At 65.4% G+C, this 19,928-nt stretch carries 19 protein-coding genes; 10 read left to right on the forward strand and 9 right to left on the reverse strand.

Annotated features, from left to right (window positions below):
- The first annotated feature begins 4 nt into the window (after positions 1-4).
- Together ABZ293_RS19965 and ABZ293_RS19970 are read left to right on the forward strand one after the other, a co-directional pair.
- Positions 5-1,501: an NAD(P)/FAD-dependent oxidoreductase gene (locus ABZ293_RS19965; RefSeq protein ID WP_355182558.1), complete on the forward strand. Its 1,497-nt coding sequence runs from the start codon at positions 5-7 to the stop codon at positions 1,499-1,501.
- Between the two features lie 290 nt (positions 1,502-1,791).
- A complete protein-coding gene (locus tag ABZ293_RS19970; RefSeq protein ID WP_355182560.1) occupies positions 1,792-3,789 on the forward strand; it encodes a CocE/NonD family hydrolase in 1,998 nt (665 codons plus the stop codon).
- A gap of 1 nt (position 3,790) precedes the next feature.
- Here the strand turns inward: ABZ293_RS19970 and ABZ293_RS19975 are convergent, their stop codons facing one another.
- The 3 genes from ABZ293_RS19975 to ABZ293_RS19985 all read right to left on the reverse strand — a co-directional run bounded on the left by ABZ293_RS19975 (position 3,791) and on the right by ABZ293_RS19985 (position 7,408).
- Positions 3,791-4,447, reverse strand: coding sequence for a TetR/AcrR family transcriptional regulator (locus ABZ293_RS19975; protein WP_355182562.1), 657 nt, complete (start codon positions 4,445-4,447; stop codon positions 3,791-3,793).
- 67 nt (positions 4,448-4,514) lie between these two features.
- Positions 4,515-5,729: an Ig-like domain-containing protein gene (locus tag ABZ293_RS19980; RefSeq protein WP_355182563.1), complete on the reverse strand. Its 1,215-nt coding sequence runs from the start codon at positions 5,727-5,729 to the stop codon at positions 4,515-4,517.
- Between the two features lie 125 nt (positions 5,730-5,854).
- Complete coding sequence (locus tag ABZ293_RS19985) at positions 5,855-7,408, reverse strand: LCP family protein (RefSeq protein WP_355182565.1); 1,554 nt, start codon at positions 7,406-7,408, stop codon at positions 5,855-5,857.
- A gap of 194 nt (positions 7,409-7,602) precedes the next feature.
- Here ABZ293_RS19985 and ABZ293_RS19990 point away from each other — a divergent pair, with 194 nt between their 5' ends.
- Both ABZ293_RS19990 and ABZ293_RS19995 read left to right on the forward strand, forming a co-directional pair.
- A complete protein-coding gene (locus ABZ293_RS19990; RefSeq protein WP_355182567.1) occupies positions 7,603-7,905 on the forward strand; it encodes a hypothetical protein in 303 nt (100 codons plus the stop codon).
- A 130-nt stretch (positions 7,906-8,035) separates the two neighbouring features.
- Complete coding sequence (locus ABZ293_RS19995; RefSeq protein WP_355182569.1) at positions 8,036-9,166, forward strand: serine hydrolase domain-containing protein; 1,131 nt, start codon at positions 8,036-8,038, stop codon at positions 9,164-9,166.
- Between the two features lie 156 nt (positions 9,167-9,322).
- Here the strand turns inward: ABZ293_RS19995 and ABZ293_RS20000 are convergent, their stop codons facing one another.
- Together ABZ293_RS20000 and ABZ293_RS20005 are read right to left on the reverse strand one after the other, a co-directional pair.
- On the reverse strand, positions 9,323-10,141 hold the full coding sequence (locus tag ABZ293_RS20000; protein ID WP_355182571.1) for a hypothetical protein: 819 nt from the start codon (positions 10,139-10,141) through the stop codon (positions 9,323-9,325).
- Between the two features lie 178 nt (positions 10,142-10,319).
- On the reverse strand, positions 10,320-11,777 hold the full coding sequence (locus ABZ293_RS20005; protein WP_355182573.1) for an MFS transporter: 1,458 nt from the start codon (positions 11,775-11,777) through the stop codon (positions 10,320-10,322).
- A gap of 53 nt (positions 11,778-11,830) precedes the next feature.
- Here ABZ293_RS20005 and ABZ293_RS20010 point away from each other — a divergent pair, with 53 nt between their 5' ends.
- Complete coding sequence (locus tag ABZ293_RS20010; protein WP_355182575.1) at positions 11,831-12,541, forward strand: TetR/AcrR family transcriptional regulator; 711 nt, start codon at positions 11,831-11,833, stop codon at positions 12,539-12,541.
- Between the two features lie 5 nt (positions 12,542-12,546).
- Here the strand turns inward: ABZ293_RS20010 and ABZ293_RS20015 are convergent, their stop codons facing one another.
- Positions 12,547-12,906 carry a hypothetical protein gene (locus ABZ293_RS20015; RefSeq protein ID WP_355182577.1) on the reverse strand — a complete coding sequence of 120 codons (360 nt, stop codon included), beginning with the start codon at positions 12,904-12,906 and terminating at the stop codon, positions 12,547-12,549.
- 406 nt (positions 12,907-13,312) lie between these two features.
- Between ABZ293_RS20015 and ABZ293_RS20020 the strand changes: the two genes are divergently transcribed.
- Positions 13,313-13,861: a YceI family protein gene (locus ABZ293_RS20020; RefSeq protein WP_355182579.1), complete on the forward strand. Its 549-nt coding sequence runs from the start codon at positions 13,313-13,315 to the stop codon at positions 13,859-13,861.
- Positions 13,862-14,005: 144 nt separating this feature from the next.
- Complete coding sequence (locus tag ABZ293_RS20025; RefSeq protein WP_355182702.1) at positions 14,006-14,845, forward strand: NAD-dependent protein deacetylase; 840 nt, start codon at positions 14,006-14,008, stop codon at positions 14,843-14,845.
- Positions 14,846-15,209: 364 nt separating this feature from the next.
- On the opposite strand, the gene ABZ293_RS20030 is transcribed toward ABZ293_RS20025, so the two are convergent.
- Positions 15,210-15,521: a pyrimidine/purine nucleoside phosphorylase gene (locus tag ABZ293_RS20030; protein ID WP_355182581.1), complete on the reverse strand. Its 312-nt coding sequence runs from the start codon at positions 15,519-15,521 to the stop codon at positions 15,210-15,212.
- Between the two features lie 98 nt (positions 15,522-15,619).
- Between ABZ293_RS20030 and ABZ293_RS20035 the strand changes: the two genes are divergently transcribed.
- The 3 genes from ABZ293_RS20035 (at position 15,620) to ABZ293_RS20045 (ending at position 18,016) form a co-directional block, all read left to right on the forward strand.
- Positions 15,620-16,459, forward strand: a complete 840-nt coding sequence (locus ABZ293_RS20035) for a DUF72 domain-containing protein (protein ID WP_355182583.1) — start codon at positions 15,620-15,622, stop codon at positions 16,457-16,459.
- Between the two features lie 92 nt (positions 16,460-16,551).
- A complete protein-coding gene (locus ABZ293_RS20040) occupies positions 16,552-17,388 on the forward strand; it encodes an alpha/beta hydrolase (RefSeq protein WP_355182585.1) in 837 nt (278 codons plus the stop codon).
- Between the two features lie 169 nt (positions 17,389-17,557).
- On the forward strand, positions 17,558-18,016 hold the full coding sequence (locus tag ABZ293_RS20045) for an SRPBCC family protein (RefSeq protein ID WP_355182587.1): 459 nt from the start codon (positions 17,558-17,560) through the stop codon (positions 18,014-18,016).
- 201 nt (positions 18,017-18,217) lie between these two features.
- Here the strand turns inward: ABZ293_RS20045 and ABZ293_RS20050 are convergent, their stop codons facing one another.
- Complete coding sequence (locus ABZ293_RS20050) at positions 18,218-18,844, reverse strand: MBL fold metallo-hydrolase (RefSeq protein WP_355182589.1); 627 nt, start codon at positions 18,842-18,844, stop codon at positions 18,218-18,220.
- Complete coding sequence (locus tag ABZ293_RS20055) at positions 18,841-19,926, reverse strand: S-(hydroxymethyl)mycothiol dehydrogenase (RefSeq protein WP_355182591.1); 1,086 nt, start codon at positions 19,924-19,926, stop codon at positions 18,841-18,843. The genes ABZ293_RS20050 and ABZ293_RS20055 overlap by 4 nt, the downstream gene beginning before the upstream one ends.
- Positions 19,927-19,928 lie beyond the last annotated feature (2 nt).

Below are 19,928 nucleotides of genomic sequence, written 5' to 3' on the forward strand. Positions count from 1 at the left end.
ATCCATGCCGAACTACGATGTGGCGATTATCGGCTCGGGATTCAGCGGGCTGGGCGTCGCGGTGAACCTGCGCCGTCTCGGCAATGACAATTTCGTCATCCTCGAACGCGCCGCGGCCGTCGGCGGTACCTGGCGCGATAGTGTCTATCCGGGATGTGCGGTCGACGTGCCCTCGGTGCTGTACTCGTATTCGTATGCGCCGAATGCGGATTGGACTCGTGTCTACGCAACCCAGCCCGAATTGCGTGCCTATACCGAGAATATTGTCGACACCTTCGATCTGCGGCGGCATGTGCAGCTGAACAGCGATGTCGCCGACGCCGATTTCGACGAGGCCGCCGAACAGTGGGTGCTGCGGTTGACCGACGGCAGGCTGATCCGGGCCCGTGCCGTCGTCATGGGCTACTTCTCGCTACATGCCGAGGCGATTCCGGATATTCCGGGCCGGGCCGACTTCGCCGGGCCGCAGATGCATTCGAGTAAATGGGACCCTTCGTTCGAGCCGGAGGGCAAGCGCATCGCGGTGGTCGGCGCCGGAGCGAGTGCGGTGCAGATCGTGCCCGCGCTCGCCAAGAGTGCCGTCGAGCTCATATCGTTCCAGCGCACCCCGGCATGGGTGATTCCGCGCCTGGACCGGCCTATTCCGCCGACGGTACGCAAGGTATTGCGGTACGTGCCGCCGATCCGACTGGCGGCGCGCGGATTCGTCTTCCTGTTCCTGGAGGCGATGCACTTCGCCGAATTCCATCCGCGGCTGGTGTCGGTCTATGAATGGCTGGTCCGACGAGTACTGGTCCGGCAGGTGCCGGATCCCGAAGTGCGGCGCAAACTCACGCCCGACTACGCGTTCGGCTGTAAGCGGCCGATGGTCTCCGATGAGTACTACCGGTCGTTCGCACGCCCGAATGTGCGGCTGAGCACCGAGAAGATCACCGAGATCACCGCGAACGGCATCCGCACCGCCGATGGTGAACTGCACGAGGTCGACGCGATCGTGTGGGCCACCGGATTCCACGTCCAGGATTCGATCGCGCACTTCCCGGACTTCCGGACCGCGCAGACCTCGACCCGCAAGAAGTTCCAGCGCGACGGATTCCGTGCCTATCGCGGCATCGCGTTCGCGGGTCTGCCGAATCTGTTCGCGGTCACCGGACCGAATACCGCGCTGCCGCACACCTCCCAGTTCCTCGCCATCGAACCGACCACGAAACTGGTCGCACGAACCATCGAATACATGCGGGCCAGGGGAATTCGCCGCTACAGCCCGTCCGCACAGGCCGAACGCGCATGGGTCACCCGCGCACGGAAAGTGCTCAGCACCCGGGTGTGGTCGACCGGCGGCTGCACCAGCTACTTCATCGATGACCACGGCACCAACACGCTGACCTGGCCGGGTGGGACCTGGAGCATCCGGCTCGATCGCCGCCACATTCGCCCGCGGGACTATGACCTGACACGCGTGGCGGCTGCTATCCGTCCAGGACGACCAGGCATCGAATAGAGATCCACGCCCAGGTCTCGTCGTCCCGCTGTGTCAGCGATCGGAGATCGCCTTGCGCTGTCGCCTCGACCGCGGGTCCGCTTGCCGCGCAGTCGATTCGCGGAGAATGCCTGACAACTTATCCGCGGTCCAATGCCCTTGATTCGCTGTACAGAGCGTTATTGTGTGTCGTGGTTGCATACCAACCGTGATGCACGTTACTGTACCAACTCGTTGATGGGAACGAGGTAGTTCCTTATTGCCGGGAGGGTTTGGCAGGCATGATCCGACGTCGACGTCCGATTAGGGCAGTGGCCGCTGCGATAGCCACGATCACCGTGTTTGCCGGAGCCGTCGTCGCGGCCGCGCCGACCCAGGCGCTGGGGCTCGATGCCCAGTTCACCGCGACTCATGCCGGGTCGCAACAGTATCCGAACGTCTATATCGACTGGGACGTCCCGATCACCATGAGTGACGGCACGGTATTGAAGGCGAATGTCTACCACCCGGCGGACGCGTCCGGCCGTCCGATCGCCGACCCGACGCCGACCATCGTCAACCTGACGCCCTACACCAAATTGGTGGCGAATATCGCCGACTCCGTCCTGGCCATCCCCGGCCTGGCCGAACCGCTGATGCAGGCGCTGCACGGCTTCGATCTCTCGGCCTATGGCCTGAGCGGAATCAGTGATCTGGCACAGGCTTTGGCTGGCGGCACGGCCCGTACCTTCGCCGTGGACCGCAAACTGGTGCAGAGCGGCTACACCCAGGTGGTCGTCGATGTCCGCGGCACCGGTTTCTCGCAGGGCACCTGGCAGGTATTCGGCGAGCGTGAGCAGCAGGACGGCGTCGAGGTGGTCGATTGGGCGGCGGCGCAGCCGTGGTCCAACGGCAAGATCGGCATGAGCGGCATCTCCTATTCGGCGATCAACCAGCTGCAGACCGCCGAGCGCAGACCCGCCGCGCTGCAGGCGATCTTCCCGATCGTGCCGGGCAGCGATCTGATCCGCGATGTGGCCGCGCCCGGTGGTGCACTCGGCATCGGATTCATTCCGGAGTGGCTGCTCGCCGTCGACGGATCGAAGATGATTCCGGATGTGGTGTCGATGCTGGCCGGGAAGTTCGACTGGACCTGGCTGGCCGACCGGGTCCGTGACCCGTTCACCTTCTTCAATATGATCATCATGGCCCTCGGCACGCAGAGCATGGATGATATTCCGGCCGAGATGTATTCGGTGCTCGACGACCGGAGCCCATTGCGCACGGCCTGGATCGGACATCCCGAGCGGATCGATGTGCCGACCTTCGTCTACGGCGGCTGGCAGGATATTTTCGCCTACTCCGCGCCGCGGGTCTACAACGCGATCAATATCGCGGACAGCCAGAAGAAGCTGGTGATGGACAACAACTATCACATCACCACCGGCTCGGGCATGGGTGGCACCGACGGACCGGCCGCCCTCGATGTGCTGCAGCGCGCATGGTTCGACAAGTGGCTCAAGGGCATCGATAACGGCATCGATGACTACGACCAGGTGACCCTGTGGCAGCAGGGCGGTGGCTGGACGCACACCTCGAGCTTCCCGCGTCCCGATATGGATTACCGCCGTATGTATTTGAACGCCGCGACCTCGGGTACCGCGCCGGGCAGTGCCTACGACGGCAGCCTCACCACCGGGCCGGGCGGGCCCGCGCGGGTGTCGATCGCACCCGGTCTGAGCACGCTCTGCTCGCGCGACGGTGCCCAGGGCACGGCGGGCATCCTGCCGCTGCCGGATATCTGCACCAAGGATTCGCGGATCGCCGAGACCAATGGCCTGACCTTCACCAGCGCGCCGGTGAATGTGGCGACACCCATCTCCGGCCCGATCGCGGTGCATCTGAATACGGTCTTGGACGCCACCGACGGCTACTGGACGGTGACGCTGAACGATGTTGCGCCGGACGGACGTTCGACACAGTGGACGCACGGCCAGCGCACCGCGTCGCTGCGCGCGGTCGACGAGAACAAGGCCAGCCGCTCGGCGAACGGCGACTACACCGATCCCTATCCGTATCTGACGCTGGACACCCGCGAGCCGATCGTGCCCGGCCAGCCGACGGTCATCGATATCGGCATGTTCGCCACCGACGGCGTACTGCAACCGGGACACCGGCTGCGCGTGGACGTCTTCGCCGGGAATTTCCCGAGCAGTCTTCCGTTGCGCCCCTTGCTGAATGAGAGCGGACTGCGCCCGCAGCACATCGAATTGGATCCGAATCAGCCGAGCTGGGTGAACATTCCGGTCGAGGGCGATCCGGGCTGGTGATTCAGACCGGGCCGGAGCCGAGCAATACCAGCGCGGCGCGTGTGAGTGTGGGCGCCAACGCGGGTAGCTCCTGCGGCCCGGATTCGATCAGGGTGGCCCGGACCCGGTCGTCGATGCCGCCCAGCAGCACATCGATCAGTCCGGGATCGGGTTCGGCGCGAACTTCGCCCGCGCGCACACCGATTCGCGCCGCCGCGACCATGCGGTAGCCGAACATGCGGTGCGTGCGAGCCCGGCGGGCGATGAGTCCCGGTCCGGCGGCGAGGGTTTCGATATGCAGCGCCCGCGCCGCCGCCGGTTCGGCGGCCAGGAACTCCAGATATGTCCGTAGCGTCGTGCGCACCAATTCGACAAAGGTATCCGCGCCCGATTCCGCGACCACGCGGTCCAGCTCGCGGGTGATCACGTCCACCGCGAAATCGAATGCGGCGGTGAAGCATTCCTCTTTGCTCTCGAACAGCCCGTAGAACGTCCGCCGCGCCACCCGCGCCCGGCCGACGATATCGGTAATCGTGGTCGGGCCGTAACCCAACTCCGCGACCGCCTCCAATGCGGCGATATAGAGCCGCTCGCGCTGCGACGTCCTGACCTCGTCCCGGGTCAATCGATGCGGCCCCCGGGGCAGGCGTTCCGGAGAAGCGCTGGTCAAGACGGTCATAATGTCGACGATTCTGCCACACCCGACACTTTTGCCCGGATCTTCCGGCCAGGGGCGAGAAACCGGCTCAGCGCAGCGCGCTGCCCTGGAGCCACTCATCCCACGACACGCCCCAGTCGCCGTTCTGCCAGACCTCGAGCGGTGCGCCGCCGGTATTGCGGACCTCGACGACATCGCCCGGAATCGCAAAGTTGAAGAACCACTGGGCATTCGTCAGGCTGAGGTTGAGGCAGCCGTGCGAGAGGTTCTGGCTGCCCTGCGCCCAAACGGTGGAATCGAGCTGGTGCAAGTAGATTCCGTCGGTGCTGATGCGGGTGGCCCAGCCGATGGCCTCCTTATAGCCGAGCCGGGAATTGACCGGCAGACCATAGGTGGAGGAGTCCATGATCACCGGATTGCCCTTGTCCATCACGGTATAGACGCCCGGCTGAGTCCAGAAGCTGAGCGTCTTGCCCGCGATGACCTCACTGCCGCCCCGACCCATCGAGGTGGGCATGGTGCGGATCAGATTCCCGTTCTCGAAGACCTGAACCTGTTTGGTGTTGTCGTCGGCGATGGAGACATGCGACGGGCCGATGGTGAAGGTGGTCTTGCTGTCCTCCTGGCCGTACAGACCGCCGCCGAGGTCTGCGCCGTAGATATTGGCCGCGACGGTCACCTTGGTGCCCGGCGCGTAGTACTGCTGCGGCCGCCAGTGCGCGTTGCGCTTGTCGAGCCAGTACCAGGAACCCTCGACCGGCGGGTTGGTGGTCACCGAGAGCCGCTTCTCGGCGACGGCCTTATCGGGGACGTCCTCGTCGAAATGCGCGACGACGACCGTGCCGACACCGAAGGTGCCGCCGTCGGCCAGCGGCGTGCCGCCGGTAGTGGTCAGATACACCTTGGTCTGGTTGTTCGGCGCTAGCGTGCTGAAGGTCGAGGTGGTCGGGCCGACACGGCCGGTGATAGTGAGGCTTTCGGCGGAGATCGTGTAGGTGTGTCCGTAGCCGAGCGGTTCGGTGGGCTTCCAGGCCGTCTTGTCCGGGGTGTAGATGCCCTCGATCGACCGGCCCGCCTCATTGGTCAGGGTCACCGAGGTGAGCAGGCCATCGTTCGCGGTCACCACGACCGGTGCGAGCGGATCGACACCGTTGCCCCCGTTCGGGGTGATGACGATCGGGGGCGGTGGCGGCCCGGCCTGGGTGGTCGGTGCTTCCGATTCGGCCGAACACCCGGCCACCACCAGCGCCGTCACCAACGCAAAACCCGCAGTTGCTCTCCACCGGAAACGGCGACTCGACATGACTCTCCTGTGTTTCGCCGTGCGTTCCCTGCAACACACCTACGACAAACTGGCCCACCGCGTAGTTTACCGGCCGTTTCGCCCTGATTTCTCCGCTGCGGATGTGACCTGCGCCGATATGCGGATCAGTTGACGCAGGGCACAGAACTGCCGATCGTGGTCGCGACCGGCTTACCGGAATCGGGTGCCGGCTGGGCGGAAGTGGTGGTGGTGGTCGGCGTCGCGCTCGAGGTCGGCGTGAGTTCGGCGGGCATGGTGAAGTCGCTACCGATGACGATGGTGATATGCCCCGCTTCGACATTCGGCGATGCCGTGGCGGTGAGGCCGAGGGTATCGGCCAGTTGTGCGGCGTCGGTCTCCGCGCCGAAACCATAGGTGATCGCGGTGGTCGCACCGTCGGTCCGCGTGCCATTGCCCACGGTGCCCTGCGGATAGCCGCGCTTGGTGAGCGCTTTGGAGAGCTGGGCGGCCCGGCCGGGATAACCGCTCGCATTCTGGACATCGACGATGCTGGTCGGGGTGTGGACCGGGGTCGTCGGCGCGGCCTCGATGCCGAAGGCGGCGCGCACTTCCTTCTTGATGGCCGCCGGATCGACGATATTGACGTCCTGACCGTCGATATTGTCGTAGCGCAGCACCGGCAGGGTCCGGAATTCGACCGAGATCGAGCCCGCCGAGCCGAGGTCGCGCGCGAAATCCAGCAGATCCCAGCCGTCGGACAGCACGATATCGCGGTGCGCCACATCCCTCAGGCCGGAGAGCTTCCCGATATTGGTCAGCGTGCCGGTTTCCTTCAACGATTTGGCGACCGAGGTCAGGAAGGCCTGCTGGCGGTGGGTTCGGTCGAGGTCGCCGTTCTCCAGGCCGTGCCGCTGGCGCACGAACGACAGCGCGTTCGCGGCGTCGAGATGCTGTGGGCCCGCGGGGAATACCGCTCCGGAGTAGTAGGTGTCGTCCACCGCGTGATTGAGGCAGACGTCGACGCCGCCGAGCTTGTCCGCCACGTCGTAGAAGCCGACGAGTGAGATCTCGGCGAAGCGGTCGATGGGGACGCCGACCAGGTTGCGCACGGTCTGCACGATCGATGCGCGGCCCGCCTCGCGGCCCGCGCGCTCGAGGGCGACCTTGTCCTTTTGGCCCGAGTTCTCCAATTTGGTCTCGGTCGCCGCCTTTTTCAGCCCGTAGGCCTCCTTGATCTTGGCGTGGTCATAGCCGGGGATGCCGGAGACCGCGACATAGTCGTCGCGCGGAATGGAGAAGGCGACGATCTTGTGCATATCGGCGGGAATATGCAGCAGAATAAGCGAATTCGCGTTGTATCCGCCGTTCTCGCCGTCGCCCGCGTGCAGCTGGTCCAGGATCTCCTTCGGCAGATCCTTGCCATCGAGGTCCTTACGGGTGTCCAAGCCGATCAGCAGGATATTGAGGTCGCCGCCGAGTGAGCGCGGAGCGTCCTTGCCGATCGCATCGGTGTGGGTGAAGCCATTGTCGAATTCGGTCATGGCCGACCAGGCGAATCCGGTACCGGAGAGCACGGCGAGGGCGGCCGTCGACACCAGGACGCGCATTGCGATCTTCGCCGCGCGGCGAACGCGGTGTCGGTTCGGGGTTGCGTGCCGGTGCCGGGCATGGCGCGCTCTCGGCTTGATCTTGGGCAGTTCGACGGTGTCGTCATCCATGGCGGCCGACTTGGTCCCGGATCATTTTCGCCGCCTCAACTCTCGTCTCGACTCATTCGACACAGCGCACGTCCGGGGGTATCCCGCTACCGACTAATCGTCACCCTCAATCTTTCCAGTGATACCGGCTGCATCCGGCGCAGGCAAGAATCGGACATTGTGACCTGCGCAGATTCATGTCTAGGGTCATAATCATGACTGGTCGCTTACTTCTCGTCCTGGGTGCCGGTCCCGGTGTCGGCCAATCCATCGGCCGCCTTTTCGCGCGTGACGGATACACGGTCGCACTGGCCTGGTTCGGCGTGCAGAAGGCGGCGGTGCGCAATCTCGTCACCGGCCTGGACACCACCTTGGCCCGCAAGGGTCATCGAGCGGTGCAGATCAATGGCGTACTCGGCGAGGGTGCGTTCACCAGGGATCGGGTGGCCGCGGCGCTGCACGCAGCCGCCATCCGCGCCCCCGACGACTGGACGCCGCACGTCGCCTACGACGGCTGACCTGACGTGCCGGCCTGCGACTCACCCGCTCGGGATGCTGCTTCGAACCGAACGGTCTCTATTACGGTATCCCCGTTCGCACCGAGGATCATCGGCCGGCCGGGCGGGCCGTGGCGAGGGAGGACGACGTATGCGGCGGTTCGCGGTAACGGCGGGGTTGGTCAGTGCGCTGGTGATCTCGGTGCTGCCGAGTCTCGCGGTGTCCTCCGCCCAACCGGTTGCCGCGCCCACCGCACTGCTACAGGCCGGGCTCGATGTGCTGATCCGCTCGTCCGCCGTTCCGGGTGCGCAGCTGGTCTTCACCGCCGATGGCCAGCAGAACCAGATCAATAGCGGCGTGGGCGATCTCGCGACGGGCGCGCCATTCCCGGATGCCGCGCAGGTGCGGATCGCCAGCAATACCAAGACATTCGTGGCGACAGTGGTGCTGCAATTGGTGGGGGAGGGGCGGGTCGACCTCGACGCTCCGATCGAGCGGTACCTGCCCGGTGTCGTGCACGGTCCCGGCGGCGACGGGAACCTGATCACCGTTCGAAATCTGCTGCAGCACACCAGCGGCATTCCGGACTATCTGTCCCGCTTGGATCTGAACTCCCCCGAGGCGTTGCAGCAGTACCAGACCGCGGACCAGCTGATCCGGCTCGCCATGGACGCGCCCGCGCTGTTCCCTCCCGGCTCCGGCGTCAGCTACTCCAATACCGACTATCTGGTGGCCGGGAAGTTGATCGAGCAGGTCACCGGGCGGCCGGTGGGTGCCGAGGTGACCGGGCGCATTCTGGTGCCGCTGGAATTGCACGACACCTACTGGCCCGAGTTCCCACAGGAGACCGTGATCCGCGGCCCGCACCCGCGCAGCTATCAGGTCTTCAACGGCGCCCGGGTCGACATCACCGATATCGACCCGGGTTGGGGCCTGGCCGATGGCGCGATGGTCTCCACGGGCGCCGACCTGAACCGCTTCTTCGAGACACTGATCACCGGAGGTCTGCTCGCCCCGGCGGAGCTCGCCGAGATGATGCGCACGGTACCGAGCCGGAATCCGTTGTTCGGCGATGATGTCGGCCTGGGTCTGTTCCACCGCACCAATCGGTGTGGCGCCGATGTCTGGGGTCACGGCGGTGCCATGGACGGCTTCTTCGTCTTCGGCGGCTACACCCCCGCCCGCTCGATCACCGTCAGCCTCAACCAACTCCCACCATTTTTCGGCTTGGCGCACCAGCTGGTCATGAATCAGTTGGTAGACGACGCCATCTGCGGGTAGCTATCGCCGGTTGCCCGGATCGGTCGACGTATCGGCGCCGCGTATCCCGACGAATCACCTTGTCGCGCAATACGGTTCGGTCCACGCTGCGCGCGGCGGGCCGGACGCTGGCCTTGCGTTCGGCCAGCGACCGGGTGTAGGCGAAGCGACGTCGGTTTACCTCGGCTGTTCCGCAGTGGTCGGCGCGGGCCGAGTGGTCGGGGTCGGCGCGGGTTGGGTGGTCGTCGGCTTATCCGCGTACCTGCTGGTGCCGTCCGGGGCGAGCATCGTGTTGACGAAATCCACGCCAGCGGCCAGCAGTGTTGGTCCACCCACGACAATTGTTCCGATGATCCCGCCGACCGCAGCACCGGTGCTGAGTCCGCCGATGCAGCCCGCGGCGATGGTGACGACGCAGCCGATGACCGCGCCGATGGCGGTGCCGACGAAGCTGCCGATCGCCGTGGCCAGACCGAACTGACTGGCGAATTCATCGCGGGCGCGCCGGTTCTCGACCGTCGATGCCACTGGTTTGACGGCCAGCGGTTGGCTGATGTCGAGCCCGGCGGGCTGCCGCGGCGCCAGTTCGAGCACCGTGCCGTCCTTCTTCACCACCGGCTCGACCGGGATTTCGGTATCGGCGATCCGGAACTGCAGCGGCAGTGTCACCACGACGTGGCCGTTGGTATCCGCAAGATCGACCACATCGACAACGTCGGCGTTATCGACGGTCTTACCGTCCCGATCGACCAGCGTGCCGTTCTTATCGGCCAGCCGATAATCGCCGCCCGCCGCGAGTTCACTGCCGGTGGTCTTGGACAGGGTGAAGGTGCCGCCGCGCACGCTAGCGACGACGGTCTTCTCGAGCAGTTTGACCGAGTAGGTGATGTCCTGCCGCGCGGGCGCGGTGTCCGGCTCGGCGTACGAGACTCCGGCGCCCATGGTCACGGCACCGATGACAAGGATCGCCGCCGCAGTGCTATCGCAAAGCTTCATTCGGTATTCCATTCCGTCATCAGGGTTTTCGCCTCCGCGCCGCCCGCGCGCAGGCTCGGCTCTCCCCTGCTCGAGATGTTCCGCGCGATGTACTCATATGCGCGGCAAGGAGGTCGAGGGGAGCCTAGCCGAGCCTGCGGCGTGCGGCGAACAGATTGGAAACGAACCTGACGTCGGGCTACGACACGGCTACGTCCTCCGGCGTGTCGACCTGCGGCGCGGTGCGGGTGCGCAGCAGAGCCAGCCCCAGCAGCGCGGCGGCAATGCTGAAACCCGCACTGATCCACGCACCGGTCGACATGGCCGCGGTGAACGCCTCCTTGGCCGGTTCGGTGTAGCCGAGTTGGAAAGCGGCGCCGATGGATTCACGCGCCGCATCGGGTGCGTCCTCGGGCATATGCGAGGTGAACACACCGGCCAGCACACTGCCGAGAATCGCGATACTGATCGCCATGCCGACCTGCTGCAGAGTGTCGTTCATGGCCGAACCCACGCCCGCGTGCTCGAGCGGAATGGCGCTCATGATCGCGGCATAGGCGGCCGGACCCGCCAGACCACCGCCGACCCCCATGACCAGCATGCTGGCCAGGACCGCAAAGTACCCGGAACCGAGGGCCAGGATGCCGAAGGCCACACCCATGACCAGCAGACCCCAGACGATGAGCGTCTTATTGCTGACCTTCTTGCCCAGTGTCGCGCCGAGGCCGTTGCACACCGCCGCCGCCACCGCGTACGGCAGCAGCGCCAGACCCGCCTTCATCGGCCCATAGCCGAGCACGAACTGCAGGTACTGGGTGAGCATCAGCATGAGCGCGCCCATCCCGAACACCATCAGCAGCAGCGTGCAGCAGGTGCCGGTGAAATCGCGATTGCGGAAGACCGCCAGCGGCAGCATGGGATGTGCGGACCTGCTCTCCCACACCACGAAGGCCAGTCCGGTGACGACGGCGAGGCCGATCATCGGGATATTCCACTCGCGCTCGATGATCACGTAGACCGTCGAGCACAGCGCGACGATGGACAGCAGCACGCCGACCAGGTCGACCGGCCGCTGCTCACCGGTGGTTTCCGGCATCAGCACAAGTGCGGCGACGATCGCGAGCACCGCGACCGGGATATTCAGCAGGAATACCGAGCCCCACCAATAGTGCTGCAGCAGAAACCCGCCCAGCGTCGGTCCGAGCACGATGCCGACCATCGAGACGGTGGACCAGCCCGCCATCGCCTTGCGTCGCTCGTCCTCGGCGAAGGTGGTCATCAGGATGGACAGTGTCGATGGCATGAGCAGCGAACCGCCGACACCCATCAGGGCGCGGGCCGCGACCACCTGCCACGGCTCGGTGGCCAGCACGGCCGCCAGCGAGGCCGCGCCGAACAGGGCCAGACCGAGGATCAGCATGCGGCGCCGCCCGAACCGGTCCGACAGGCTGCCCGCGGTGAGCAGCAGTCCGGCGAAGACGAGCACATAGGCGTCGAGGATCCACTGGATATCCGATGGTGTCGCATCGAGTTCGCGGATCAGGGACGGGATGGCGATATTGAGCACGGTGCCGTCGATCATCAGCACCAGCAAGGACAGACAGAGGACCCCCAGAACCCACCAGCGGCGAGGATCTCGTACAACGTTCGATTCCACCCGAACACTGTACGATGGAATCGCACAATGTGCGAGAGAATTATGCTGAACCCGTGACCAAGCAGGAGTTCTCCTCGGTATGGACCCGCGCGCCGCGCCAGCCGAAGGCGGCGGGACTGCGCCGCGACCAGATCGTCACCGCCGCTATCGAGCTCTTGGACGCCGAGGGCCTGGGCGCTCTCAGCATGCGCAAGCTCGGTGCCAAGCTCGACGCGGGCGCGACCAGTCTCTACTGGCATGTCGCGAACAAGGACGAACTACTCGAGCTCGCCATGGACGAGATCTGGGGTATGGTGCGCCCTCCGGATCCCGAGCACACCTCATGGCGGGAGGTGGTGACCACCTTCGCCTACAACCTCCGGCGGACCATGCTCGACCATCCGTGGGTGGCCACCTTGATCGTCTCCTTGCCGAGCGTTGGACCGAATGCCTTCGAACTCAGCGATCGGCTGCGCCGCACCTTTGTGGGGGCCGGTTTCTCCGGCATGGACATCTACCTCGCGAGCGGCACCGTGAGCAGTTATGTGCTCGGCCAGGTCCTTCCGGAGATCACCGCCGCGGAGGCATTCGGTGAGGAAGGTTTCGACCCCGAGGAGTTGCTCGATGTCATGGATACGGTGGCCGCCGACTATCCGGAGATGCTCGCGGACTATCGCGCCACCATGCCCGCCGATCGGCAGGCCGCGCGCGCGGTGGCCTTCGACTTCGGGCTGATCTGTGTCATGGACGGACTGGAATCGCGGCTGCGCAAGCCGCACAAGTGATCTCGCTATTTGATCGAGCCGAGCGTGCTGATCCAGTTCCGATGGGATCGGTAGTCGGCCATGCCTTGGTTCTGGGCGGCGCGTAGACAGCCGGGGGTTGGAGCGCTGGTCTCCTGTGGAATGACGGTGTTCGTCAACAGGTCTGACAGGGTGTTCGGCAAGGGACTGTTGCCAGCGATGTCGAGTTCCATGCGGCCGCGTCCGGTGGTGTGGTCGTAGAGTTCGAATTCCTGCACGATGATCACGAGGATGTTCGGCTGCGCGGCATCGACCCGTGCCCGGCCCAGTGCGCTCGTCTCTCGCGTCGCGGCACTGGCCACCGCCGCGCCGTCGGTGCGCAACTGTCGTCGATTCACCGTGCCCACGCATCGCTCCCGCGCAGAACTCGGATATTCACGCTAATGAGCTGTCGCGGCTCGGCTCCTTCCTGCCCGCTTCTTCGGCGCCTGTGTTGGCGGGAATAGATCGCAGACGGTCTCCGTTCCATTAGTTGCCACATCCACCAAATAGATGGCAGACTTGTCGGAACGGAGGCGTTATGCGGTTCGGAATCGTCGCGTTCGGTGCGCGATGTTGTTCGACCGGCGACGTCGACGGGGCGTGCGGGTCTACCGTTGAACGCAGCGTAGGCGTGGTATCGGCTCCCCGGTGCGCTGCATTGTCCGGTGTCGTCGCCCGCTGACCTGCGACGCGCCAATCAGTAAGAACCACAATCGAATAGCCATCTGAAATCCATGTAATTGAATTCTCAACTATCTGAGGAGAGACTCCATGTCGACCACCACCGCCAAGGCACTGACCGCGGGCACCTGGGTTATCGATCCCGCCCATTCGAACCTGGGCTTCACCGTGCGTCACCTGATGGTGAGCAAGGTCCGCGGCCGCTTCGCCGACTTCTCCGGCAAGCTCGTCATCAATGAGGACGGCTCCGCCTCCGCGGAGGCCGAGATCCGGGTCGACTCGGTGACCACCGATAACGAGCAGCGCGACGCCCACCTGCGCACCGCCGACTTCTTCCACGCCGCCGACTTCCCGGTAGCCACCTTCAAGTCGACCGGATTCCGCGTCAACGGCAACGATTTCGTCGTCGACGGTGACTTCACCATCCGCGGCACCACCCGCCCGGTCTCCCTCGACGTCGAATTCCTCGGCGTCAACCCCGGCATGGGCCAGGGCCCCGTCGCCGGCTTCGAGGCCAAAACCGTCATCAACCGCCGCGACTTCGGCATCACCATCGATATGCCCCTCCCCGACGGCGGCGCCGTGATCGGCGACAAGATCACCCTCACCCTCGAAATCGAAGTCGCCCTCCAATCCTGACCCTCCCTCCTCCCCACTTGGTCGAGTGATCACCATGCGCTGGTGCAGGTAAACGTCGAGTGCCACCTGCACCAGCGCATTCTCGGGGCTTGGGGGCTTACGCTGGGTGGGGTGTCGGCTTTGAGTTTGTCTGGTGCGTCGGTTGTGGGGGGTGTTGAGGGGCTTTGTGGGGTGCTCGCGGGGCGGCGGGTGGCGGTGTTGACGGGGGCGGGGGTTTCGACTGACAGTGGGATTCCGGATTATCGGGGGCCTTCTTCGCCGGCGCGGACTCCGATGACTTATCAGCAGTTCGTGGGGGATGTGGGGTTTCGGCGGCGGTATTGGGCGCGTAACCATATCGGGTGGCGGGCTATGGATGGGGCGCGGCCGAATGCGGCGCATCGGGCGTTGGCGCGGCTGGAGCGATCGGGGGTTGTCAGCGGTTTGATTACGCAGAATGTTGATCTGCTGCATACGAAGGCGGGGCATCGTCGCGTCATCGATCTGCACGGAATTTATGCGCGGGTGCGGTGTCTGGGTTGTGCGGCACTGATATCGCGGATGGCGTTGGCCGAGCGGTTGGAGGCGGCGAATCCGGGTTTCGCGGCATCGGCGACGGCTACCGGGGTGGAGGTCGCGCCCGATGCGGACGCGGTGGTGGCCGATACCGAGAATTTCCGGATGGTGGACTGTGCGCGCTGCGGCGGCATGCTCAAGCCGGACATCGTGTACTTCGGGGAGAACGTGCCCAAGGAGCGCGTCGCCGCGTCGTTCGAGCTGGTCGACGCGGCGGATGCCCTCTTGGTGGCGGGCTCGTCCCTGACGGTGATGTCAGGTCTGCGCTTCGTGCGCCGCGCGGCCAAACAGGGCAAGCCCATCGCCATCGTCAACCGCGGCCCGACCCGAGGCGATGACCTCGCCACCCTCACTGTCGATGCCGGATGTGCAGATGCGCTGACGGCGCTGGCCGACGCCCTGGAAGCAACGGCCCTGTCTGACGCCTGAGGGCAACCGCGGCTCGACTCGAGGTGATGACCTCGCCACCTTCGCCGTCGATGCCGGATGTGCAGATGCGCTGACGGCGCTGGCCGACACGCTGGAAACAACGGCCCTGTCTGACGCCTGAGGGCAACCGCGGCTCGACTCGAGGTGATGACCTCGTCACCTTCGCCGTCGATGCTGGATGTGCAGATGCGCTGACGGCGCTGGCCGACACGCTGGAAACAACGGCCCTGTCCCACGCCTGAGGGCAACCGCGGAGGTCGAGGTCTCGGCTGCTACCGCGCTCGACACCGGCGGTGTTGGCCGAGCCTCGTTGGAACCGGCCGGTCGGGCGGTGGGCCGAGGTGCGGGGCGGATTCCGGTCGGATCAGCCGAAGTGGCAGACGTAGTGCAGGGTCGAGAGAACTTCGATCTCGAAAGAGCTGTTGCCGGGGGCATTGAAGGATTCGCCGCCGCGGTAGGTGGTGGCTTCGGTTTCTCCGGCCAGGGTGACCTTGCACTCGCCGTCGATCAGTTCCATGACCTCCGGCGCGACGGTGTTGAACGTCAGGGTCGACGGCTGGATCACGCCGACCGACTTCGAGGTGCCATCGGCGAGCCCGATGCTGTAGCTCACGCATTTGCCGTCGAAGTACACATTGGCCTTCTTGGCCACGCTGACGTTCTCGAACTGCGCCATGATCTCTTTCCCGAGGTGGTGGAGGTGGAGCCGTCAGCGTACGTGACCCGGGTCGACCGCCCGGGCGGCCGGGCGCCGAGTGCGTTAGCGTCGCTGGCATGCGGCTTCACGTGGGATGTGCGATGTGGACGCACGCGGCATGGCAGGAACAGCAACCCGCGCCGGGGGAGCGGTTGCGGCACTACGCCTCCTGGTGCACTGCGGTGGAGGGCAATACGACGTTCTACGCGACGCCGACGCGCAATACGGTGCAGTCATGGGCGAAGCAGACCGGCTCCGACTTCCGATTCGTCATCAAACTGCCCAAGCCGATCACACATGAGCGCAGGCTGCACGGTGCGGATGCCGAACTGCGGACCTTTCTGGACGCGATGGAGCCGCTCGGCCCCCGCATACACGCGCTGTGGGTGCAGCTGCCCGGCTCATTCGGCCCGACCGACCTCGGGACGCTGGCCGGATTCCTGCGCACACTGCCCGATTCGTATCGCTCGGCCGTCGAGGTCCGGCATCCCGCATTCTTCGAAAATGAGAGTGCTGCAATGCAATTGGAGCAGGTGCTGGCCCGCGTCGGCGCCGAATGGGTGCCCTTCGACACCACAACGCTTTTCGACGGGCCCGCCGAAAGTGCCGCGGAGGCCGAGGCGCGGGCGAAGAAGCCGCGGATGCCGCGCCGCACCCGAGCGCTCACCGAATTCCCGATCGTGCGCTATCACGGCCGCGATTCGACCGAGCGGACGGTCGCGGGCTGGCAGCCGTGGCTCGATGTCGTCACGGGATGGCTGCGCGAGGGCCGCTCGCCAACGGTCTTCATCCACACCCCGGACAATGCCGCATCCCTGCATCTCGCCCGTCGCTTCCACGACGAGGTGGGCATGCGCCTGCCCGAACTCGAGCCGCTGCCCGAACCCATCCCGACCGAGCCGATGACATTGTTCTGAATATCTCGAATAAATAACAATGCCGAATGCTTGCTCGGTTAGAATGGGCGTGTGTTGCCGCACTAGTGCCGAGCACGCCGATGGAGGAGCCGATGAGTCAGGCCACCGTGCAGACCACTCCGTTCACCCTACGCGGCGCGGCTGGCCCGCTGGCCGCCTGGGAATCCATCCCGCCGCGGGATGTCGAAACACGCGGCACGGTGCTATTGGTGCCCGGCTTCACCGGCTCCAAAGAAGATTTCGAGGCCATGCTGCCGATTCTGTCCGCGGCCGGATTCCGGTGCGTCGCTTACGATCAGCGCGGTCAATGGCAGTCGGACGGTCCCGACGAGGTGTCTGGCTACACCATGGCCGACTTCGCCGGTGACCTGATCCTGGTCGTCGACCAGATCTCGGACGGTATGCCGATCCACCTGGTAGGCCATTCATTCGGCGGCTATGTTGCCCGCGCCGCGCTGGTCGCCCGGCCGAACCGCTTTCGCAGCCTCACGCTGCTGGCATCCGGTCCCTACTTGACCTCCGACATCAACTTCACCCCGCCGCAACTGGTCGCTCAACTCATCGAAAGCGGTGGCCAGCGAGCACTTTGGGAGCAGATGAACCGGAGCCTTGCCAATCTGATCCCACCCGCCAAACTCGAATTCCTGCACAACCGGATGTTCGCGACCAAGAAGGCGAACATGATCGGCATCATGCGCGTCATGGATGGCCCCACCGACTACACCGCGGCCCTGCGCGCCACCGCCCTCCCGATCCTCATCGCCTACGGCAACTCCGGTGACGTGTGGCCCCCGAGCGTGCACGAGCGCTACGCGGAGGAATTGGACGCTCGCACAGCGGTTTACGAAGGCGTCGGCCACCTCCCCAACGAGGACCGTCCGGCCCGCGTCTGTGCCGATCTGGTCGCCTTCTGGAACGATTCCCGCTGACGTTCGAACACGACCACACCCAAATGGTCCGTTGGCCCGCGCTGCCATGGGCCGAATCCTGTCGGTGATCTTCAAAGCCCCGGCCAGCGGCAAGCACATGCACGAGACCTATGAATACCGCATCACCTGGCAGCTAGCTGTCTGAGAAGGCGCCTGCTAGCGTGCAGGCATGCAGGATAGCGTGACGGTTCGGATGGCAGCACCCGCCGAGAAGATCTGGGAGCTGGTCAGCGATATCACCAACACCGGGAAGTTCTCACCGGAGACCTTCGAGACCGAATGGCTCGGCGGGGCAACGGCTCCCGCGGTCGGCGTCAAGTTCCGCGGGCACGTCAACCGCAATAACTGGGGCATGAAGTATTGGACCGTCTGCCGGATCGTCGCATGCGAGCCGGGCCGCGAATTCGCATTCACCGTGCTCGGGCCGGGTGGGATGCCGGTCAATACCTGGCGCTACCGTTTCGAGCCCATCGAGGGCGGCACCGATGTGACCGAATCGTTCCAACTCAACACTGAGAACCGCGCGCTGCGGGTCTACTGGCTGATCGCCGGACGCGCCCGCGGCAAAACCAACCGCAATGGCATGCGCGAAACCCTCGAGCGCATCAAGGCATACGTCGAGGGCTGACCGAGATCAGGTGGCGGCCAGCTCCACCTGATCTCGAGCCCAGCGCCCCGTCCAAACAGATTGCTGCCCCACCCACTCCGACTGCTCGCCGAGCGTAGTCATCTGGCGGTCGAATTCGCCCGCCGGGGCGACCACCATTCGACTACGTTCGACAGACCCTGTGCCCAGGGGTAAATACGCGGCGCTGGCGGCGTGGCGGGGTTAGTGGCCGCGGGCGATCCAGTCGGCGAGCGCGGGTTTTTCGGTGCCGATGGTGGTGCCGTCACCGTGGCCGGTGTGGACCGTCGTGTCCTCGGGGAGGGTCAACAGGCGTTCCCGGATGGAGTCGATGATGGTGCCGAAGTCCGAGAACGAGCGGCCGGTGGCACCGGGGCCGCCGTTGAACAGGGTGTCACCCGTGCAGAGGGCGGTGGCCTCGGGCAGATGCAGTGACACCGAGCCGGGCGAGTGGCCCGGGGTGTGCAGGACTTCGATATCGGTGCCCGCCACGGTGATTCGCTGAGTGTCGGCCAATGACCCGTAGTCGACGTCGGGGTGGGTCATGCGCCACAGCGGATCGTCGGCGGGGTGCAGCAGGATCGGTGCGTCGAGTCGTTCGGCAAGTTCCGGTGCGGCGGTGATGTGATCGTTGTGACCGTGGGTGCAGACGATCGCGCGCACATTGCGCCCGCCCACCGCATCGATGATCGCTTCGGCGTCGTGCGCGGCGTCCACGATGACCACCTCGGTGTCATCGCCGATCAGCCAGACATTGTTGTCCACCGCCCAGGTGCCGCCGTCGAGGGAGAAGGTGCCGGAGGTGACGACCCGGTCGATGCGCAGGCTCACCAGACCACCACCGAACGCAGCACCTCACCCGCATGCATTGCGGAGAAAGCCTTTTCGACCTGGTCCAGGGCGATGCGCTCGGTGACGAAGCGCTCCAATGGCAGGCGGCCCTGCAGGTACAGATCGACCAGCATCGGGAAGTCGCGCTCGGGCAGGCTGTCGCCGTACCAGGAGGATTTCAGCGCGCCGCCGCGGGAGAACAGGTCGATCAGCGGCATATCGATGGTCATATCCGGGGTCGGGACGCCGACCAGCACCACGGTGCCCGCCAGGTCGCGGCCGTAGAAGGCCTGCTTCCAGGTTTCCGGGCGGCCGACCGCGTCGATGACGACGTCCGCGCCGAAACCGTCGGTGAATTCCTGGATCTGCTCGACGACATCGGCACTGGTCGCATCGATGGTGTGGGTCGCGCCGAATTCGGTTGCCCACTCGAGCTTTTGCGGGTCGCGATCGATGGCGATAATGGTCCGCGCACCGGCCAGGCGGGCACCCGCGATGGCGGCATCGCCGACACCGCCGCAGCCGATGACCGCGACCGTATCGCCGCGCGAGACATTTCCGGTGTTCATCGCGGCGCCGATACCGGCCATCACGCCGCAGCCGAGCAGTCCGGCGACGGCCGGGTCGGCATTCGGATCGACCTTGGTGCACTGACCTTCATGCACCAGCGTCTTATCCGCGAACGCGCCGATGCCGAGGGCGGGGCTGAGTTCGGTGCCGTCGGTGAGGGTCATCTTCTTGCTGGCATTGTGGCTGGCGAAGCAGTACCACGGTCGGCCGCGCCGACACGCGCGACATTCACCGCAGACCGCGCGCCAGTTCAGGATGACGAAATCACCCGCGACGACATGGGTTACCGCGGCACCGACCGTCTCCACGATGCCAGCGGCCTCGTGCCCGAGCAGGAAGGGAAAATCGTCGTTGATGCCGCCCTCGCGGTAGTGCAGATCGGTGTGGCACACCCCGCAGGACTGGATGCGCACGACCACATCGTGCGGCCCGGGATCCGGGATCACGATATCGACGATCTCGACCGGTGCGCCCTTGCTACGGGCGATCACGCCACGCACGGTTTCGGACACGA

The sequence above is a fragment of the Nocardia sp. NPDC005998 genome, assembly GCF_040614395.1.
Taxonomy (GTDB): Bacteria; Actinomycetota; Actinomycetes; order Mycobacteriales; family Mycobacteriaceae; genus Nocardia.

Excerpts from the sequence above, each read along its gene's own strand:
- ABZ293_RS19965 (WP_355182558.1), top strand. The coding sequence starts at position 5 with ATGCCGAACTACGATGTGGCGATTATCGGCTCGGGATTCAGCGGGCTG.
- ABZ293_RS19975 (WP_355182562.1), bottom strand. The coding sequence starts at position 4,447 with ATGACCGTCTTGACCAGCGCTTCTCCGGAACGCCTGCCCCGGGGGCCG.
- ABZ293_RS19980 (WP_355182563.1), bottom strand. The coding sequence starts at position 5,729 with ATGTCGAGTCGCCGTTTCCGGTGGAGAGCAACTGCGGGTTTTGCGTTG.
- ABZ293_RS19985 (WP_355182565.1), bottom strand. The coding sequence starts at position 7,408 with ATGGATGACGACACCGTCGAACTGCCCAAGATCAAGCCGAGAGCGCGC.
- ABZ293_RS19990 (WP_355182567.1), top strand. The coding sequence starts at position 7,603 with ATGACTGGTCGCTTACTTCTCGTCCTGGGTGCCGGTCCCGGTGTCGGC.
- ABZ293_RS19995 (WP_355182569.1), top strand. The coding sequence starts at position 8,036 with ATGCGGCGGTTCGCGGTAACGGCGGGGTTGGTCAGTGCGCTGGTGATC.
- ABZ293_RS20000 (WP_355182571.1), bottom strand. The coding sequence starts at position 10,141 with ATGAAGCTTTGCGATAGCACTGCGGCGGCGATCCTTGTCATCGGTGCC.
- ABZ293_RS20020 (WP_355182579.1), top strand. The coding sequence starts at position 13,313 with ATGTCGACCACCACCGCCAAGGCACTGACCGCGGGCACCTGGGTTATC.
- ABZ293_RS20030 (WP_355182581.1), bottom strand. The coding sequence starts at position 15,521 with ATGGCGCAGTTCGAGAACGTCAGCGTGGCCAAGAAGGCCAATGTGTAC.
- ABZ293_RS20035 (WP_355182583.1), top strand. The coding sequence starts at position 15,620 with ATGCGGCTTCACGTGGGATGTGCGATGTGGACGCACGCGGCATGGCAG.
- ABZ293_RS20040 (WP_355182585.1), top strand. The coding sequence starts at position 16,552 with ATGAGTCAGGCCACCGTGCAGACCACTCCGTTCACCCTACGCGGCGCG.
- ABZ293_RS20045 (WP_355182587.1), top strand. The coding sequence starts at position 17,558 with ATGCAGGATAGCGTGACGGTTCGGATGGCAGCACCCGCCGAGAAGATC.